This is a genomic window from Natronomonas sp. (genome assembly GCF_028274965.1).
Classification (GTDB): Archaea; Halobacteriota; Halobacteria; order Halobacteriales; family Haloarculaceae; genus Natronomonas.
On the sequence record NZ_JAQCNO010000012.1, the window covers coordinates 1 to 17,841 of the forward strand.

20 protein-coding genes are annotated in these 17,841 nt (G+C 69.9%); 9 read left to right on the forward strand and 11 right to left on the reverse strand.

All coding sequences use genetic code 11. The annotated features are described in order from the left end of the window. From Q0916_RS01700 to Q0916_RS01730, 7 genes are all read left to right on the forward strand, one after another. Nucleotides 1–333, forward strand: a 333-nt coding sequence (locus Q0916_RS01700; RefSeq protein ID WP_299233485.1) for an urease subunit beta, incomplete at its 5' end; no start/stop codon positions are given. Then, a complete protein-coding gene (gene ureC, locus Q0916_RS01705; RefSeq protein WP_299233488.1) occupies nt 330–2,042 on the forward strand; it encodes an urease subunit alpha in 1,713 nt (570 codons plus the stop codon). The genes Q0916_RS01700 and ureC, both read left to right, overlap by 4 nt. A 22-nt stretch (nt 2,043–2,064) precedes the next feature. Then, nucleotides 2,065–2,394, forward strand: coding sequence for an urease subunit gamma (locus Q0916_RS01710; protein WP_299233491.1), 330 nt, complete (start codon nt 2,065–2,067; stop codon nt 2,392–2,394). Further along, complete coding sequence (gene ureG / locus Q0916_RS01715) at nt 2,394–3,014, forward strand: urease accessory protein UreG (RefSeq protein WP_299233494.1); 621 nt, start codon at nt 2,394–2,396, stop codon at nt 3,012–3,014. Before Q0916_RS01710 ends, ureG begins: the two co-directional genes overlap by 1 nt. Beyond that, a complete protein-coding gene (locus tag Q0916_RS01720; protein WP_299233497.1) occupies nt 3,011–3,910 on the forward strand; it encodes an urease accessory protein UreD in 900 nt (299 codons plus the stop codon). The genes ureG and Q0916_RS01720 overlap by 4 nt, the downstream gene beginning before the upstream one ends. Further along, on the forward strand, nt 3,910–4,482 hold the full coding sequence (gene ureE / locus Q0916_RS01725) for an urease accessory protein UreE (RefSeq protein ID WP_299233500.1): 573 nt from the start codon (nt 3,910–3,912) through the stop codon (nt 4,480–4,482). The genes Q0916_RS01720 and ureE overlap by 1 nt, the downstream gene beginning before the upstream one ends. Next, the gene (locus tag Q0916_RS01730) at nt 4,475–5,209 is read left to right on the forward strand and encodes an urease accessory protein UreF (protein WP_299233504.1); all 735 of its coding nucleotides are present in this window, start codon (nt 4,475–4,477) and stop codon (nt 5,207–5,209) included. Before ureE ends, Q0916_RS01730 begins: the two co-directional genes overlap by 8 nt. Nucleotides 5,210–5,241: 32 nt before the next feature. Here the strand turns inward: Q0916_RS01730 and Q0916_RS01735 are convergent, their stop codons facing one another. From Q0916_RS01735 to cofD, 7 genes are all read right to left on the reverse strand, one after another. Further along, on the reverse strand, nt 5,242–6,234 hold the full coding sequence (locus tag Q0916_RS01735) for a metal ABC transporter permease (RefSeq protein WP_299233507.1): 993 nt from the start codon (nt 6,232–6,234) through the stop codon (nt 5,242–5,244). After that, nucleotides 6,231–6,974 (reverse strand): metal ABC transporter ATP-binding protein, encoded by a 744-nt coding sequence (locus Q0916_RS01740; protein WP_299233510.1) that lies wholly within the window; start codon nt 6,972–6,974, stop codon nt 6,231–6,233. Before Q0916_RS01740 ends, Q0916_RS01735 begins: the two co-directional genes overlap by 4 nt. Before the next feature lie 28 nt (nt 6,975–7,002). Beyond that, nucleotides 7,003–8,025, reverse strand: coding sequence for a metal ABC transporter substrate-binding protein (locus Q0916_RS01745; protein ID WP_299233513.1), 1,023 nt, complete (start codon nt 8,023–8,025; stop codon nt 7,003–7,005). Between the two features lie 112 nt (nt 8,026–8,137). Then, on the reverse strand, nt 8,138–8,713 hold the full coding sequence (locus tag Q0916_RS01750; protein WP_299233515.1) for a DUF447 domain-containing protein: 576 nt from the start codon (nt 8,711–8,713) through the stop codon (nt 8,138–8,140). Nucleotide 8,714: 1 nt separating this feature from the next. Further along, nucleotides 8,715–9,548, reverse strand: coding sequence for a triphosphoribosyl-dephospho-CoA synthase (locus Q0916_RS01755; RefSeq protein ID WP_299233517.1), 834 nt, complete (start codon nt 9,546–9,548; stop codon nt 8,715–8,717). Further along, nucleotides 9,541–10,323: a tRNA-dihydrouridine synthase gene (locus Q0916_RS01760; protein WP_299233577.1), complete on the reverse strand. Its 783-nt coding sequence runs from the start codon at nt 10,321–10,323 to the stop codon at nt 9,541–9,543. The genes Q0916_RS01755 and Q0916_RS01760 overlap by 8 nt, the downstream gene beginning before the upstream one ends. Continuing rightward, nucleotides 10,320–11,324 carry a 2-phospho-L-lactate transferase gene (gene cofD / locus Q0916_RS01765; protein WP_299233520.1) on the reverse strand — a complete coding sequence of 335 codons (1,005 nt, stop codon included), beginning with the start codon at nt 11,322–11,324 and terminating at the stop codon, nt 10,320–10,322. Before cofD ends, Q0916_RS01760 begins: the two co-directional genes overlap by 4 nt. Before the next feature lie 100 nt (nt 11,325–11,424). Between cofD and Q0916_RS01770 the strand changes: the two genes are divergently transcribed. Continuing rightward, complete coding sequence (locus tag Q0916_RS01770; protein WP_299233523.1) at nt 11,425–12,642, forward strand: HD domain-containing protein; 1,218 nt, start codon at nt 11,425–11,427, stop codon at nt 12,640–12,642. 60 nt (nt 12,643–12,702) lie between these two features. Here Q0916_RS01770 and Q0916_RS01775 read toward each other — a convergent pair whose 3' ends face one another. After that, nucleotides 12,703–13,623, reverse strand: a complete 921-nt coding sequence (locus Q0916_RS01775; RefSeq protein WP_299233526.1) for a biotin--[acetyl-CoA-carboxylase] ligase — start codon at nt 13,621–13,623, stop codon at nt 12,703–12,705. 311 nt (nt 13,624–13,934) lie between these two features. On the opposite strand from Q0916_RS01775, the gene glnA reads away from it, so the two are divergent. Next, nucleotides 13,935–15,290, forward strand: coding sequence for a type I glutamate--ammonia ligase (glnA, locus tag Q0916_RS01780; protein ID WP_299233529.1), 1,356 nt, complete (start codon nt 13,935–13,937; stop codon nt 15,288–15,290). Nucleotides 15,291–15,312: 22 nt separating this feature from the next. Here the strand turns inward: glnA and ribB are convergent, their stop codons facing one another. From ribB to twy1, 3 genes are all read right to left on the reverse strand, one after another. Next, nucleotides 15,313–16,038, reverse strand: a complete 726-nt coding sequence (gene ribB / locus Q0916_RS01785; protein ID WP_299233532.1) for a 3,4-dihydroxy-2-butanone-4-phosphate synthase — start codon at nt 16,036–16,038, stop codon at nt 15,313–15,315. Then, nucleotides 16,022–16,720, reverse strand: coding sequence for a CTP-dependent riboflavin kinase (locus tag Q0916_RS01790; RefSeq protein ID WP_299233534.1), 699 nt, complete (start codon nt 16,718–16,720; stop codon nt 16,022–16,024). Before Q0916_RS01790 ends, ribB begins: the two co-directional genes overlap by 17 nt. A 121-nt stretch (nt 16,721–16,841) precedes the next feature. Further along, nucleotides 16,842–17,804: a 4-demethylwyosine synthase TYW1 gene (gene twy1 / locus Q0916_RS01795; protein WP_299233535.1), complete on the reverse strand. Its 963-nt coding sequence runs from the start codon at nt 17,802–17,804 to the stop codon at nt 16,842–16,844. Between the last annotated feature and the right edge of the window lie 37 nt (nt 17,805–17,841).

Here is a 17,841-nt window from a genome sequence, read left to right on the forward strand (position 1 = left end):
ATCAACGCCGACCGGGAGACGGCGACGGTCACAGTCGAAAACACCGGCGACCGTCCGGTCCAGGTCGGGTCGCACTTTCATTTCTTCGAGGCGAACCCGGGGCTTCGGTTCGACCGCGAGGCGGCCTACGGGATGTCCCTCGACATCCCGGCCGGCACCGCGATCCGGTTCGAACCGGGCGCCGAGCGAGACGTCGAGTTGGTCGCCATCGGCGGCCGCCGGGTCGTCCACGGGATGGGCGGGCTCGTCGGCGGGGACCTCGACGACGACGAGATCAAGCAACGCGCGCTCGAACGGGCCGAAGCGCGGGGCTACGAGGGGGTCGAGCGATGAGCCGGGAGCTTCCCCGGCGGGAGTACACGGAGCTGTTCGGCGCGACCGAGGGCGATCGGCTTCGGCTCGGCGACACCGCCCTCTTAGCCGAGATCGAGCGCGATCACGCGACCCCGGGCGACGAGGCCGTCTTCGGCGGCGGCAAGACGATGCGCGACGGGATGGGGATGCAGTCCGGGGCCACCCAGGCGGAGGGCGCGCTCGATTGGGTGTTCTCGAACGCCGTCGTGATCGATCCGATCCGGGGGATCGAAAAGGGCGACATCGGCGTCCGAAACGGCCGGATCGCCGGGGTCGGCAAGGCCGGTAACCCCGACACGATGGACGGGGTCGACGAGGATCTCGTCATCGGCCCGAGCACCGACGCCGTGCCGGCCGACGGGCTCATCGCGACGCCGGGCGGGTTCGACATCCACGTCCACTTCAACAGCCCGCAGCTGTTCGAGCACGCCCTCGCGAGCGGGATCACAACCATGTTCGGCGGCGGCTACGGCGGCGGCGCAACCACCTGTACGCCGGGGCCGCGGAACGTCGAGCGCTTCCTGCAGGCCGCCGAGGAGTGGCCGATGAACGTCGGGTTCTACGGGAAGGGCAACAGCAGCAGCCCGGACCCGCTCCGCGAGCAGGTCGAGGCCGGGGCCTGCGGGCTCAAGCTCCACGAGGACTGGGGGTCGACGCCCGCGGCGGTCGACTCGGCGCTGGCCTACGCGGAGGAGGCGGACGTCCAGGTGTGCATCCACACCGACACGCTCAACGAGTCGGGGTTCGTTGAGAAGACGTTCGACGCCATCGACGGGCGCGCGATCCACACGTTCCACATCGAGGGCGCGGGCGGCGGGCACGCGCCGGACGTCCTCGAGTTGGTCGGCCACGAGCATATGCTGCCCTCCTCGACGAACCCGTCGATGCCCTACACCGAGAACACGTTCGACGAGCACCTCGATATGGTGATGGTCTGTCACCATCTCAACCCGGACGTCCCCGAGGACGTCGCCTTCGCCGAGTCCCGGATCCGCGCCGAGACCATCGCCGCCGAAGATGTCCTCCACGATCAGGGCGCGATCAGCATGATGACCTCGGACTCCCAGGCGATGGGCCGGATGGCCGAGGTCATCGCCCGGACGTGGCAGACCGCCGACAAGATGAAACGACAGCGCGGGCCGCTCCCCGAGGACGAGGGGACCGGGGCCGACAACCACCGGATCAAGCGCTACGTCGCGAAGTACACGATCAACCCCGCGAAGGTCGCGGGGATCGACGAGTACATCGGCTCGCTCGAGCCCGGCAAGATGGCGGACGTCGTGCTGTGGGAGCCCGAGTTCTTCGGCATCAAGCCGAAGTACGTCATCAAGGGCGGCTTCCCGGTGTACAGCCAGATGGGGGAGGCAAACGGCTCGCTCATGACCTGTGAACCGGTCGAGATGCGACCCAGGGCCGGCGCGATGGGGGCCGCCAAAAACGCGCTGTCGGTGTCGTTCGTCAGCGAGGCGGCCTACGAGAGAGACGTCGGCGACGCCTACGGGCTGGACACGCCGGTCCGGCCGGTCCGGGGGACGCGCTCGGTGCGGAAATCCGACATGGTCCACAACGACTACTGCCCCGACGACATCGAGATCGACGCACAGACCTTCGAGGTATCGATCGACGGCGAGCACGTCACGTGCGAACCGGCCGAAGAGATCGCACTCGCACAGCGGTACCACCTCTGAGACACCCGGGAGACACCAACGAATGAACCTCTCACCCAAGGAAAAAGAGCGGCTGACGGTGTTCATGGTCGCCGAACTCGCCCGCAGGCGCCGCGATCGGGGCGTCAAACTCAACCACCCGGAGACGGTCGCGTACATCTCCGATTGGGCCTGCGAACGGGCCCGCGACGGGGCGGCCGTCGCCGAGATCCGAAAGGAGGCGACGACGCTTCTGACGCGCGAGGACGTGATGGACGGCGTTCCGGCGATGATCGACATGGTACAGGTCGAGCCGATGTTCCCCGACGGGACGAAGCTCGTGACGATCCACGATCCGATCCGGGCGGACTCGCCCGAGCAACTGGAGGACTGATGGGGCACCGAGACGTCGCCACCGTCGGCCTCGGCGGTCCGGTCGGGTCGGGCAAGACGGCGCTCGTCCAGCGGCTGGTCCCGCGGTTGGACGAGGCGGGCTACGACGTCGGCGTCATCGCCAACGACATCATGACACAGGAGGACGCCGACCGGCTCAGAGACTCCTTCGAGGGGCTGGTCCCGCCGGAGCTCGTCGAGGGCGTCGAGACCGGCGCTTGTCCGCACACGGGGATCCGCGAGGACCCCTCGATGAACCTCGCCGCGATCGACTCTTTTACCGAGTCGCACCCCGAGTTGGACGTCGTCCTCTTAGAGAGCGGCGGCGACAACCTCGCGGCGACGTTCAACCCCGAACTCGCCGACTACTTCGTGTTCGTCATAAGCGTCGCCGAGGGCGACGACATCCCGCGCAAGCGCGGTCCGGGCGTAACGCAGGCGGATCTGCTCGTCGTCAACAAGACCGATCTCGCCCCCTACGTCGACGCCGACCTCGAGGTGATGCGCGAGGACGCGGAGGCGGTCCGGGGCGGCGCGCCGACGCGCTTTACGAACTGCAAGGCCGAGGAGGGCATCGACGGCGTCGTCGAGCACATCGAAGAGGGCGTCCTCTTCGCATGACCGTCGTTCCCGAGCCCTTCGAGCGCTACGGCGAGGAACGCCTCGGACAGGCGCCGGCGTTCGGCCCCGGGAAGGACGGCGTCTTCGAGGCGACGCTGGCGCGGGAACCCGGCGGGGAGACCAGGCTCCTCAGCGACTACGCGAAGGTGCCCTACCACCTGACGGGCGCGCTCGACACCGATCCGGCCCCCGGTCTCGCGACGCTTTGTCTCCAGGAACCGACCGGCGGCGTCGCCCAAGGCGACAGACACGCCCTCTCGATCGACGCCCGGGCGCGTGCCCGCGCACACGTGACGACCCAGAGCGCGACGAAGGTACACAGCATGCACTCGAACTACGCGCACCTCGACGGGACGCTCCGGGCCGGGGAGGAGGCCCACCTCGAGTACCTGCCGGGGCCGACGATCGTCAACGAGGGCGCGCGCTGTCTGCAGACGCTGTCGGTCGAACTCGATCCGACGGCGTCCGCGATCGTCTCGGACGTGTTCGTCCCGGACGGGCTCACCGGCCAGGAGCCGTTCGGCTTCGATCACTACCACAGCCGGCTCGAGGCCCGCTGTGAGGGGCAACTCGTCTGTTCGGACGCCGTGGACCTGCGGCCGACGGAGCGAGACCCCCGGGATCCGGCCGCCATGGGCGAGTTCGGCGTCGTCGGCACGTTGTACGTCCTCGCGCCGGCCGAACCGACCGCGGAGATCGCCGATCCGATCCACGATCGGGTGGCCGAAACCGACGGGACGCGGGCCGGCGTCTCGGCGCTGGCGCACGACGCCGGCGTCTCGGTCCGCGTGCTCGGGGAGCGAAGCACCGACGTCGTCGAGACGGTGAGTGCCGCCTGGGACGAGGCGAGGCGGGCGCTTCTCGGCGTCGGCGCGCCCAAGGACCGGAGGTACTGATGCGGCGGATAGACGGCGTCGTCGGGAACCGCAGCGACGACCCCGAACTCGACGACCGGATAAGGGCCCACGAACGGGCCGGGACGCTCGAGACGGTCCGGATCGACGCCGACGAGCGGAAGAAATCCCGCCTCCGCGTCGAGACCGACGCCGGGAGTGACCTCGGGATCGTCGTCGGCGAGGAACTCCGCTCGGGCGACGTGTTGTTCCTCAACGACGAGCGCGCGGCGGTCGTCGCCTTCGAGACCCGGGAGGCGCTCGTCGTCGAGTTGCCGGACCCGAGCGGGGCGGCGACCGCGGCCGCCGTCGAGTTGGGCCACCGGATCGGCAACCAACACTGGGACGTCGCGGTCGAGGACGGGGCGGTGTACGTCCCCGTCGCGGTCGACAGGCAGATCCTCGAGGACGTCCTGTGGCCCTACCTCCCGCCGGGCGCGGCGACGCGCTACGAGGACGTCGAGGCCGAGTTGTTCGTCGAGGACGAACCGGCCGACAGCGGGCCGGAGCGCGGCCACGCCCACGACGACGCTGCTCACGCCCACGACGGAGAAACCGATCACAGCCATGAGTGACGCCTCGTTTCTCGCCGCGATGCGGCTCGCGGACTCGTTTCTCCCGGTGGGGACCTACACCGCCTCCTACGGGATCGAACAGTATCTCACCGAGGACCGGATCGAGACCGCCGACGAGCTCGGGGCGCTGATCGAGGGGTACCTCCGCCGGATCGTCGGCCCCGCCGACACGGTCGCGCTCGCGAACGCCCACCGGGCGGCGGCCTCCGGGTCGCTTGCGGACGCGATCGAGGCCGACGAGCGGCTCCACGCCGCGACGCTCCCGGCGGAGTTCCGGACGAGTTCGACGAAGGCCGGATCGAAGCTGCTGGAGCTGCTCGAGGAGACCGACCCGGCGCTGTTCGGGACGGACGAGAGAGAGGCGGAGACGGAGGGCTCCGGGAGCGTCGTTTCGGCCTACGCCGACGCGGTCGAGGCCGGCGAAACGCCCGGGAGCTACCCGGTCGCGCTCGGCGTCGTCACCGAGGCGATGGGCATCGACGAGCGGACGGCCTGTCTGGTCTCGGGGTACTCCTTCGTCACGGAACTGCTCGGGGCGGCCCAGCGCCTCGGCCGGTTCGGGCACACGGAGATCCAATCGCGGCTGGCGGGGCTTCTCGCCGTCGTCGAGGCGGTCTGTGAGCGCTACGTCGACGCGGCGCTCGCCGAACTCACCTCGTTCGCGCCGCTGGCGGAGACGATGGGGATGGCCCACGAGCGCGCCGAGCGGCGGCTGTTCATGAGCTGATCCCCGTCGCGGCCGTGGTCGGGCCGGTCGCGTCAGTCGGCGGGGTCCTCATCAGGGGTCGGCTCCGAGTCGGCGCTGACGGCGGCGTCGGTCCCGCTCGTGAGTTTGCCGACGAGGACGGCGACGACGTAGACGCCGACGGCGACGAGGACGATCGTTCCCCCGGCGGTCGTCTCGTAGTAAAACGAGAGCGTGATGCCGACGAGGACGGCGAGTTCGGCCAGGATCACCGACGCGAGAAGCGCCTCGCGGAAGCTCCGGGCGAGCTGTGCCGCCCCCGCGACGGGGACGACGAGCATCGCGGCGACGAGGATGACGCCCATGATCTGCATCGCGCCGACGACGACCATCGCGGTGAGCATCGCGACGACCCGGTTGTACCACCGGACGTTGATCCCGGCGACGCGGGCGGCCGTCTCGTCGAAGGTCACGTACAGCAGCTGTTTGTAGGTCACGCCGACGACGAGTGCGATCACCGCGAACAGCCCGACGAGAAGCACCGTGTTCTCGTTCGTGACCGTCGAGAGGTTCCCGAAGAGGTACTGGTTGACGCCGACCGCGAGTCCGCCCGCGTTGAGGCTTATCAGCACCGCGCCGAGGGCGAACCCCGTCGAGAGGACGATCGCCATCGAGACGTCGTTGTACGCGTTCGTGACCTCCGAGATCAGCTCGATCGCGAGCGCGGCGATCATCGCGACCACGACGGCCGTCAGGTAGGGCGAGACCCCCGTTCCGAGGGCCGCGTTGACGAACAGTCCGACGGCGACGCCGGCGAAGGCGGTGTGTGCGAGGGCGTCGCCGATCAACGCGAGCTGTCGGTGCACGAGGAAGGTCCCGATGAGCGGGGCCATCACCGCGATGAGGATCCCGACGAGGAAGGCCCGGTGCATGAAGCCGTACCCCAACACGGCGGCCCCGGTGGCGTCGGCGAGGACCGTCATGAGGTCGCTCCACCGGTCGAGCAGCCAAAGCGTCGCGTCGTATGGCGCCCCGAGCGCGCCAACGGCGGCGAGCGCCGCGGTCATGCGCTCGTCACGCTCCCGTCGCGTCGGACGTTCGTTCCGTAGGCCCGAGCCAGGGCGTCGCTGTCGGCGAACGCCGCGGGCGGGCCGTCGAAGTACACCTCGCGGTTCAGACAGACGACGCGGTCGGCGTGTTCGAGCACGGCCCCGATGTCGTGTTCGACGAGCAGCACCGTCATCCCGTCGTCGTTGAGCCCTTCGAGCAGCTCGAAGAAGGCCTCGACCGACTCGGCGTCGACGCCGACGGTCGGTTCGTCGAGGACGAGCAGATCGGCCTCGCCGGCGAGCGCGCGAGCGATGTAGGCCCGCTGCCGTTGGCCGCCGGAGAGCCGCGTGATCCGCCGCTCGGCGAGGTGTTCGATGCCGACCGTCTCGAGGGCCTCGCGGGCCAGCCGTCGGTCCGCGGCGTCGATCCGCCCGAAGCCGACGTGCGGAAACCGCCCCATCAGGACGACCTCGGCGACGGTGATCGGCATCCGCTTTGTGTTTTCGGTCACGTCCTGTGCGACGTAGCCGACGCGTTCGCGCTCGGCGAAGGCGTCGGCGGGGTGCCCGAACAGTTCGGCCGTGCCGGCGTCGGGGTCGTGCAGCCCCAAGAGCAACCGGAGCAGCGTGCTCTTGCCGGAGCCGTTCGGGCCGATGAGGCCGACGTACTCGCCGGCCTCGACGGTCATCGAGACGTCCTCGACGACGGGGCTCGCCGTGTATCCGAACGAGACGTGTTCGAGGTCTATGAGTGCCATTCGTTGAGTACTCCTCGTTGTGGCCGTTTCATTCGAAGTTCCGCCACTCCGCGTCGAAGTCTGGGTCGGGGTCGGACGCGCCGAGGGCGGCCGCGAACGTCGGGATGTTGATGTTGCGGGCGATGTCGAAGTACCCCCAGCCGCGCTCGGCCCACCGCTCAGTGATGCCGGCGTACGGCGTGACGGGGTAGTACGCCTCGACGTCCGTCCCCGTCCGCAACTGTCGGGCGGGGCGGCGCGGTTCGAAGACCGCCGCGCCGATGTATCTGATGTCGTGTCGGCCGATCACGTCCTGTGCGCGCCGCATGTCGGCCGGCCGGACGTCGTCGTTGGCCGCGAGGTTCGAGACGAGCGGCCGGATCGTCACCCCGTAGCGTTCGCCGACGTACGCGAAGGCGTTGTGCGCGGCCAGAAAGACGACGTCCCGCTCGGCGCGCTCGAAGGTGGCCGCCCACTCGTCGTCGAGGGCCTCGAGGTCGGCTTTGAGCGCCTCGGCGTTCTCCTCGAGCGTCGGCGCCTCATCGGGGGCGACCTCCGAGAGCCCGGCCGCGATGGTGTCGACGGAGCGTTCGGCGAGCGTCGGATCGAGCCAGAAGTGCGGGTCCTTGCCGTCGACCGCCTCCTCGTCGTCGACGGTCTCGAGGAGGTCCATGAGCGTCACGTCGGCGCGGACGTTGATCATCCGCGTCCCCGCGTCGTCGTCCCGCGCCGTCCGGATGGCCCTGTCGGCCCACGGCTGGAACCCGGAGCCGACGTGGATGAAGGCGTCGGCGTCGACGATGTCCCGGGTGATCGAGGGATCGGGCTCCCAGCCGTGGCCGTGGAGCCCGGTCGGGACCAGGTTCTCGACGGTGATCGCGGTGCCGTCGGCGATCCGGCGGGCGAAGTCATAGAAGGTGAAAAACGACGCGACCGCGAGGGGACCGCTCCGCGGGGAGGCCTCCGAGCCGCTCCCGAGACACCCGGCGCCCCCGACCGCCAGCGCCCCGACCCCCGAAGCGAGATACCGCCGCCGCGAGATCGGGGCTCGTTCGTGCCGCTGCGGTGTCATTACCGGGTGTAATACGGTACGACACTTTAGGTTTGTGTACTAGCAACGAAAGATTAGACGCGGCTAATAATCGGCGCGGGCGGCGGCGTCCGCCCTCGGGACCGTGCTGGCGTCACCCCGAACCGAGGTCGGCGTACTCGGCGAGTCGCTCGAATGCCTCGCGCTCGCGGGGGCCGCCGCAGCGCTCGACGACCCCCTCGAAGTACTCGAGTCTGTCGCGGAGGACGGCGGTATCGTAGCCGGGGACGTCGAGTCTGGAGGCGGCGACCGTGGCGTCGATCACGGCGTAGTACCCCCGGTTCGTCGTCGGGACCGTTTCGCGCTCTATCGCGGACTCGACGGGAAAAAGCGCCCACTCGACCCACTCCGTGTCGCCCTCGGTCCCGCTGTCGATGGGGTCAACGTCGACGCGGGCCCACGCGTCGGCGCTCGGAAGCACGGGATCGCTCTCCTCGCGGATCGAACAGGCCGCGTCGACGAAGTCGACGGGGTCGGTGGTGAACTGCACGTAGCCGCCGCCGCGGTCCGTGAAGTTCCGCCGGGTCCGGGTGCGGCCCCACGTCCGGGCGGTCACCGGTTCGCCGGCGAACAGCCCCAGCGCGGCGACGTTCCAGCGGTCGTTCGGCCCGAGCGTCGCCGCGACGGATTCGGTGACGCCCCGCAGGTCGACGGGCCAGCCGTCCGTCACATCACACCTCCAGCCCCCGTTCGAGGGCGACGAACAGCGCGCCGGCGGTGAGGTCGGCCGTCGTTCCGGGGTTTATATCGCGCCGGACGAACTCCTCGGCGAGCGCCTCGGGGTCCTCGTCGCCCGCCAGCACCGCTCGTGCGCGTTCGGTCACCTCCCGTGCGGTCGCCGCGCCGTTTCTCGTCGCGACGAAGGTGTCGGGTTCGGCGGCGAGAAGCCGGAGGAACGCCCGCGATGCGCGGCGGTACACCGGACCCTCGTCGGCGAGGACCCACCCCGCCGCCTCGAAGCTCCGTTCGAACCCCGAGATCCACTCGGCCGCGACGCCGTCGCGGGGCGCCGAAAGCTCCATGACGCCCGACAGCGTCAGCCCGCGCTCTCTGAGAGCGTCCGTCGCGTCGCCGCCGCGACGCACGTCGAGGTCGTCGGCCCCCTCCGGCGGTTCGTCGACGGCGACGGCGACGTGGTCGAACGCCCGGTAGAACGCGCAGGCGTCCTCGACGGTGGTGTCCTCGACGACCGCGGCGACGCCCTCGGGGGTGAGCCGGTCCGTCGCGGCCGCGCGGACCAGCGGGACGGTCACGAGGACCGCACCGAACTGCGTGTTGCCGCCGGATTGGTGGCTCATGCCCTCGATCGCCGTCTCGAAGGCGGCCCCCAACGCGTCGGTCCCGGCGGCCCGCCGGAGGCCGGGGAGCGCGCCGACGGCGCCGGCCATGAACTGCTCGAACCGCAGGTCGTCGTACTCGCGGTGTCGGTCGACGTTGCCCGGTTTCGGCGTTCCCGAGACCTCCAAGAGCAAGGCGAGTTGCGCGTTCTGTGCCGGGTCACGCATCCGTCGAGGCCCCCCGTCCGGCGTCTCCGTCGGCGCGCGTTTCGACGGCCCTCCGGACGCGTTCGAGCACCGCCGGGTCGTTCGACGGGCGACCCACCGAGACCGCATCGGCGCCGTAGGCGAAGTACTCCCGGACGCTCTCGGGGCCCCTGACGTCGTTGTTGGCGATGACGGTCGCGTCGGGGGCGGCCGAGACCACGTCGGCGATCACCGCCTCGCTGTCCATCGCGTCGACGTGCAGCGAGTCGGCGCCGGCCGCCGAGAGCCGCGCCGAGAGCGCGGGCAACTCGACGCCGGGGACCTCCGCCCGGAGTTTGACGCCGACGGTCGCGCCCGCCTCGGCGGCGGCGGCGACCTGCTCGCAGAGCCGATCGGCGTCGCGCATGAGCGTCTCGCCGGCCCCGGCGGCGCACATCTCGGCCTGTCGGCAGTGGGCGTTGATCTCGAGGACGGCGTCGTGATCGGCACAGACCGACGCGGCCGCGGCGATCGGCGCCGTCGCCGCGCTGCGGACGTTCATCCCCGGGCGAACGGCGAGGCCCTCGAGCGCCGAGAGCTCGGCGTCGACGAACGCGATGGGGTCGCTCGGCAGGAACTCGCTGCGATCCCGAGCGCGGAGCTCCCGGGCGGCCGCCCGTGTCGGCCCGTCGAGTGCGATCCCGCCGAGAAGCGCACAGCCGACGTACGGCGCGGCCGTCCGCGCCCACTCGGCGTCGGCCTCGCCGGACAGCGAGGCGACCGCAACGGGCGGATCGAACGCCGCGGCCACGGTCAGGACACCCCCCCGGCGACCGCATCGAGAGCGTCGCGAACGGCCCGACAGACGCGCGCACCGTCGGCCCGCGATCCGAGTTCCGTGTCGGTCCGCACGGTCGGGCGATCGAGGGCCGTCCCGTCGTCGTCGTCGAGAACGAACGCGTCAACGAAGGGGTAGGCGTCGGCGACGCCGGCGGTCGACGCCTCGCGGCCCGACGCCGAGAGGAGTTTCCCGGCGGGCCCGGAGAAGACCCGGTCGTCGACGAACGGCGAGACGGCGACGACGGTCGTCGATTCGAGCGCCGTCCGAACGGCGTCCATGGCGAGCATCGGACCGATGCTCGTCACGGGGTTCGAGGGGCCGATGACGACCGGGTCCTCGAGCGCGTCGAGCACGGCGTCGGTCGGCTCGGCCGACTCGTGGCCCCGGAACTCGACCCGTTCGACGGCCGGGGCGGCGCGGCGGTGGACCCAAAACGCCTGAAAGTGCATCGGCCCCTCGTCGGTGTGGACGATGGTCGCGACCGGGTCGTCGCTCATCGGCAACACGGGGCGATCGACGCCGAGGGCCTCGGCGAGCGTCGCCGTGACGTCGGTAAGCGGGTTGCCCTCGTCGAGCAACCCGGTCCGCGTCGTGTGGATCGCGCGGTCGTAGTCGCCGATCTCCATGAACTCGGCGACGCCCGAAAACCGCCGCCAGCGGGCGATCTCCCGACCGGCGGTCTGTGCGTCCGAGGGGAGGTACCGCGGCCCTGCTTCGAGCCCCGCCTCGTCGGCTAGCTCCCCGATCGCGCCGTGGGTCTCCGTGCTGTCGTCGTCGATCCCCCACCACCGCTCGCGGTCGAGGACGTCCGCCGCCGAGAACAGCACCGTGTCGACGTCGGGACAGACCAACAGCCCGCCCATCTCGACGTCGTCGCCGGTGTTGCAGACGACGGGCGTCGCCGCCGGGTCGAAGACCGCGTCGGCCCCCCACAGGAGCTTCGGCGTCCCCGTGCCGCCGGCGAGAAACGTGACCATACCAACGCTTTCGCGCCGAGCGGTTTGTATTTGACCGTCGGCGGGGGGCGACCGCGCCACGGTTTTTATCCGGTGACGACCAACGCCGACACGAACACGGATGGTCACGATAAAGGACAGCGTTCACGACCACATCGGCGTCGAGGGGATCGCCGCCGAGTTGCTCGACACGCCGGCTGTCCAGCGGCTGCGGCGGCTCAGACAGCTCGGGACCGTCGGGCTCGTCTACCCGAGCGCGAACCACACCCGCTTCGAGCACTCCCTCGGCGTCTATCACCTCGCGCGCAAGGCGCTCTCACACGTCGGGGTGGAGGGCGCACGCGCAACGCGCGTCGAGGCGGCGGCGATCCTCCACGACATCGGTCACACGCCGTTCAGCCACAACGTCGAGCCGGTCGTTGCGAGACGGACCGGACGGATGCACGACGACGTCGGGGACCTCCTCACCGAGGGAGAGATCGCTCGGGTGTTGGCGACCCACGACGTCGATCCCGCGGCCGTCGCCGGGCTGATCGCCGGCGAGGGCGAGTTCGGACAGCTCGTCTCGGGCGAACTCGACGTCGACCGGATGGACTACCTGGTCCGGGACGCCCACCACACCGGCGTTCCGTACGGGACGATCGACACCGGCCGGCTCGTTCGGGAGCTTCGGTTCGTCGGTGGCGAACTCGTGCTCGCCGAGGGGAACGTCCAGACCGCCGAGTCGCTTCTGGTCGCCCGGTCGCTGATGAACCCCGTGGTCTACAACCACCACGTCGCCCGGATCTCGAAGGCGATGCTGCGGCGGGGCACCGAGCGGCTCCTCGAGGCCGGGGCGCTGACCGCCGGGGAGCTCAGACGGACCGACGACGCGGACCTTCTGGTGTCGCTGCGGTCGAACGAACGGACGGCCTCGATCGCCCGCCGTCTGGACACGCGGACGCTGTACAAGCGAGCGATCTGGGCGGAGCTCCGGGACGTCCCGGACGACATCGTCGACGCCGACCACGGGACCGTCCGGGAGTACGAACGGGAGATCGCCGCCCGGGCGTCGGTCGATCCGGAGGCGGTCGTCCTCGACGTTCCCCCGCGGCCGCGGATGCAGGAGTCGACGAGCCGCGTCGTCGTCAACGGCGAGGTCAGGCCGCTCGGGAGCCAATCGACGCTCGTCGCCGCGCTCAGACGGGTGAACGACGAGCAGTGGCGGCTCGGCGTGTACGCGCCCGAACCGAAGGCCGATCGTGTCGGACGCGCGGCCGAGGCGGTGTTGGGCCTCGACCTCGATGCCCTCGTCGTCGACGTCAGGAAGGGCGTCAACGCGACGCTCGACGAGTTCTGACCGGACAACGCGGACGCCTCGGAGGGCACAACGCCGGGGGCGCCGGCGGATCGGTCCGTCTCAGACCGGACGGAGGTGCTCACAATCGCCGGCCGAGACCCGCTCGCGCCCGCGTTCGGTCTCGACGACGAGGGTGCCGGGGAACTCGACGTCGGCCGCGTCGCCGACGACGTCGCCGCGTTGGGTCTCGACGCGGACCCGGCGGCCGAGCGTGGTGGCCGCGTCCCGCCAGGCGGGCAGGACGCCTTCGGGGTTCGACCGGAGCGCTTCGAACCGCTCCAGTAGGTCCCTCGTCAGCGCCGCGCGGTCGGTGTCGCCGACCGCCTCCCGGATCGTCGTCGCCGTCTCCGGGACCGCGTCGGCGTCGACGTTGGCGTTGATACCGATCCCGACGACGATCCAGGAGACGCGGCCCGATTCGCCCTCCATCTCGGTGAGTATCCCGGTGATCTTCTCGCCGTCGACGAGCACGTCGTTCGGCCACTTGATGCCGGCGTCGACGCCGATCGCCCCGAGCGCCTCGGCGGTCGCAACGGCGGCGGCGAGCGTGTAGACCGGCGCGTGCGCCGTCGGCACGTCGGGCCGACAGACGAGGCTGAGCCAGACCCCGCCGGAGGGGGCGGCCCAGGCGCGGCCCAACCGGCCGCGGCCGCCGGTCTGCTCGTCGGCGAGGACGGCGACGTCGGTCCGGCCCGCCGCGGCGAGTTCGCGGGCCCTGTCGTTCGTGCTCCCGATCGCGTCGTGGTACTCGATCTCGAACGGGGCCTCCAGCCCGTGTTCGACCGCTGTGCCGCCGAACTCCGGAACGTCGACGAGGGCGTACCCGTCGCCGCGGCTCTCGATCCCGAACCCGGAGTCCCGAAGCGCTTCGATGTGCTTCCAGACCGCGGCCCGCGAGACGCCGAGGGCGTCCGCCATCTCCGGGCCGGAGACCGGCCCGTCGGCGAGCGAGTCGAGGATCCGCCGTCGGGTATCCTGCATGCGTTCGGCACTGGGGCGCGGCGGTACATAGCTCCGTTGACCGACCGGTATGGGCGACCGCCTCGGGTGGGTCCGGGGCCCGAGCGCCGACGATCCCGAGCGGGCGAGTGACGCGATATCAGGGGCCGAACCCGGCCCGGACGGAACAACGAACGTTCGTCGCCGGTGGGCCTCGGCGCGCGTTTTTGAACGGAGTGGCCTCATATCCGTATCGAGTCAAACACGCGTAAGACGAAAGAGAAAATAAAGAAATACTTGCATGGTTCGACGCCGTTTATATCTCCTCCGTACACTATCGATCCGTCGAAGGTATGACACGCGACAGCCTCACCCCGGACGAAGAGCGCGTCCTCGAGGAGATAGCGGAGAAGAACGTCGATTTCCTCCGGCTCCAGTTCATCGACATCCTCGGGATGATAAAGAACGTCGCCGTCCCGGCCGATCAGGCAGAGAAGGCCTTCACCGACGGGATCTACTTCGATGGCTCCTCCATCGAGGGGTTCGTCCGCATCCAGGAATCGGACATGCGGCTCGTGCCCGACGCCAGCACGTTTGCGGTCCTCCCGTGGCGCAGCCGCGAGGACACCGCGTCGGCCCGGATGATCTGTGACGTGTACGACACCTCGACGGGCGAGCCCTTCGAGGGCGACCCCCGACACGTCCTGAAGGGCGCCATCGACCGCGCCAACGAGATGGGCTACACCGTCAACGCCGGCCCGGAACCGGAGTTTTTCCTCTTCGAGGAGGACGAGGAGGGCCGCGCAACGACGACGTTCTCCGATCACGGCGGGTACTTCGATCTCGCGCCGAAGGACCTCGCGAGCGACGTCCGGCGGGACATCATCTACGGTCTCGAGTCGATGGGCTTCGAGATCGAGGCCTCACACCACGAGGTCGCAAAGGCCCAACACGAGATCGACTTCGAGTACGCCGACGCGCTGACCACCGCCGACAACGTCGCCACCTTCCGCGCCGTCGTCCGGGCGATCGCCGCCCAACACGACCTCCACGCGACGTTCATGCCCAAGCCCATCCCGAAGATCAACGGCTCCGGCATGCACACGCACCTCTCGCTTTTCACCGAGGACGGCGAGAACGCCTTCCACGACGGGGACGACGAGTTCGACCTCTCGGAGACGGCCAAACAGTTCCTCGGAGGGGTACTGGAGCACGCGCCGGCGATCACGGCGGTGTCGAACCCGACGGTCAACAGCTACAAGCGGCTGGTGCCGGGGTACGAGGCGCCCGTCTACATCGCGTGGTCGGACACCAACCGTTCGGCGCTGATCCGGAAGCCGGCGGCGCGGGTGCCGGCGGCCTCCCGGATCGAAGCGCGCTTCCCGGACCCCTCCTGTAACCCGTATCTGGCGTTTGCGGCGCTGATCCACGCCGGCCTGGACGGGATCGAAAAGGGCGTCGATGCGCCCGATCCCGTCCGCGAGAACATCTACGAGTTCGACGAGGACAAACGCGAGGAGTACGGCATCGAGACGCTGCCGAGCAACCTCGGCGAGGCGGTCGACGCCCTCGAGGATGACCCGGTGATCATGGACGCCCTCGGCGAGCACGTCGGCGAGAAGTTCCTCGAAGCCAAGGATCAGGAGTTCACCGAGTATCTGGTCGACGTCTCGCAGTGGGAACTCGATCGGTACCTCGAAACCTTCTGAACGGCCGCCGCGCGGCCGCGTTTCAGCGATCGAACCGTGCGATCAGATCGCTCCCCTCGACGTAGGGGAACCCGTGACGATCGGCGTACGCCCGCGCCGCCGCCGGCGAGAGCGCGCCGCCGGTCTCGTCGTCGAGCATCTCACAGACGACGACGGCGGGCGCTTTGCCCGCGGCCGCGGCGAGTCCGAGACCGAGTTCCGTGTGGCCTTCCCGATCGTCCAACAGCCCCGGCGCGCCCCGCAGCAGGTGGACGTGCCCCGGCGCCCGGAACGAGTCGGCGAAGCGCTCGGCGTCGGTGGCGATCGCGCTCACCGCGTCGTCGCCGGCGACGAGCGCCTCCCGGGCGATCTCGGCGGCCGCCGCGCCGAGTTCCGAGATCGTCAGCGCGCGGTCCTCGTCGGTGATCCCGGTGTAGGTGTCGCGGTGGTTGACCGTCAGCGAGAACGACGAGCGCGCGTCGTACCCGAGGTCGTGGTCCGCTCCGACCGGGTGATCGATTGTGGCCGCGGCGAACGGGAGCTCCCACGCCGTACAGACGGCATCCGAGAGCGCAACGCAGACGAGCCCGCCGGCGTCGTTCCGCAGCCGGGCGACGTCCCGGGGCTCGACGTCGCTTGCGGGGTAGACCAGATCCACCTCGCCCTCCCTGTCGGACGCGTCGTGGATCAACACCGGACCGCCGGCGGCGAAGGACGACACCGCGTCGTCGACGCCGGCCGACGCCCGGGCGTTACTGCTCCGAGACACGAACGCTCACCTCGTCTGCGTCCTCGATGCCGAGTCGTTCGCGGAGCTTCACCGGCGCGATGAGCTCGAGTTGGTCGGCGCCGTGGTGGGTTCGCTCCGGCGCGATGACGTGCGCGTCGGGGTACGCCTCGGCGCCGGCCTCGATCGTCGCCGGCCAGCAGAACGCGGGCCCGTAGGTCCGCTCGTCGTCCTCCCAGCCGTCGATCCTGATCGGATCGAGCGCGTCCATCCGGGCTCGCGCCCCGACGCTCTCCTCGTCGAGGTCGACGTTGAGTGTCCCCGCGAACGGCTCGTACCCCAACCGCTCGCGGAACTGCCGCATGTACCCGGACAGCGAGATGTAGTGTTTGCCCTCCCCCATGCCGCTCGTGACGGCCCCGGTGAGGATCACGTCGGCGCTTCCCTCGAAGAGCCGCCTGTAGTCGGCGTACTCGCGCTGGAGGGCGCGCTCGCCGTCGTCGGTCACCTCGATCCGCTGCCCGTCGCCGGTCAGCTCCCGCGTGAGGTAGCCGGCGTCCTCGAGGCGCTGGAGCCGCCGCGAGGCGGTCTGGTTAGACGCGTCGAGCGACCCCGCGAGATCCGAACACGTGACCGTCGTCCGTCCCTCGAGCGCGCCGTCAAGGGCGACGAGTTTGAGCGTCACCAACTCGCTGTGGCCGACGTGCTCGGTCGTCTGTGGCATACCTGTGGGTAGGCGGGCGGGACGCTTAACCGTAACGGATATGGAACGCATAACGGATACGGAACGAAGCGAAAACACAAGACGGGACGGGACTCGCCGAACGCACGCCCGTGTCGGGGCGTTACGTTTCCGCGTAGGGCCGCTCCTCCCAGAAGTCGCTGCCGCCTTTCAGTTCGGGGACGAGCGTGTCCTCGTCGCGGGCCAAAAGCGCAACGCGGGAGGCCTCGACGTCCTTGAGAACGGGGTGCGTCGGGAGGAACTCCTGGACCGCCCGGCTGAAATCGAGGACCTCCCCGTGGTCCGGCATGACGTCGCGGTCGAGACGGCCCCTGGAGTTGCCGACGTGCATGTACGCTTTCAGCTCGACGAAGTCGGCGTCGGCCCGGTCGAACATCGCCGCGTACCACTCCGGGTGGTGCGTGTTGTGCCCCGACAGCAGCGTCGTCCGGAGCACGGTTCGGGTCTCGTCCTTCTGTGCCAACACGTCGAGCGTCTCGATGAGCCGATCCCACGCGTCGTCCTCGACGGCCTTGACCACCTCGCCGAACGTCCGGCGGTCGGCGGCGTCGACGCTGACGTACAACTGCGTCGGGTCGCACTGCTCGAGGATCTCCGGGCGGGTTCCGTTCGAGACGAGAAACGTCGTGATGCCCCGCTCGTCGAAGGCATCGATGAGCTCGGGGAGATACGGGTACAGCGTCGGCTCGCCGTCGAGCGAGATGGCGACGTGGCGCGGCTTCATCGCCTCCTCAAAGACCCGCTCGGGCACCTCGTCGTTGCCGCCGAACCCCGACAGCAGCGTCCGCTGGAGCTCGATCGAGGCCTCGGCGACGGCGTCGGGGTCGTCCCACTCGACGTCGCCGAGCTCGTACGCGTGTCCGGCGTGGTCCCGCCAACAGAAGACGCACCGCTCGTTGCACTTGACGACCGGGGTCATCTGTATGCAGCGGTGCGATTGGATCCCATAGAAGTGGTTCTTGTAGCATCGACCCTCGCCCCGAAGGGCGTTGGCCGTCCACCCGCAGGTCTGGGCGGCGGTGTGGTTCTCGCTGTGGTAGTCCGGATCGTCGACCTGCTTGGGCATATCCAGCACAACAGACTCGACGGTGATAATGCTCCCG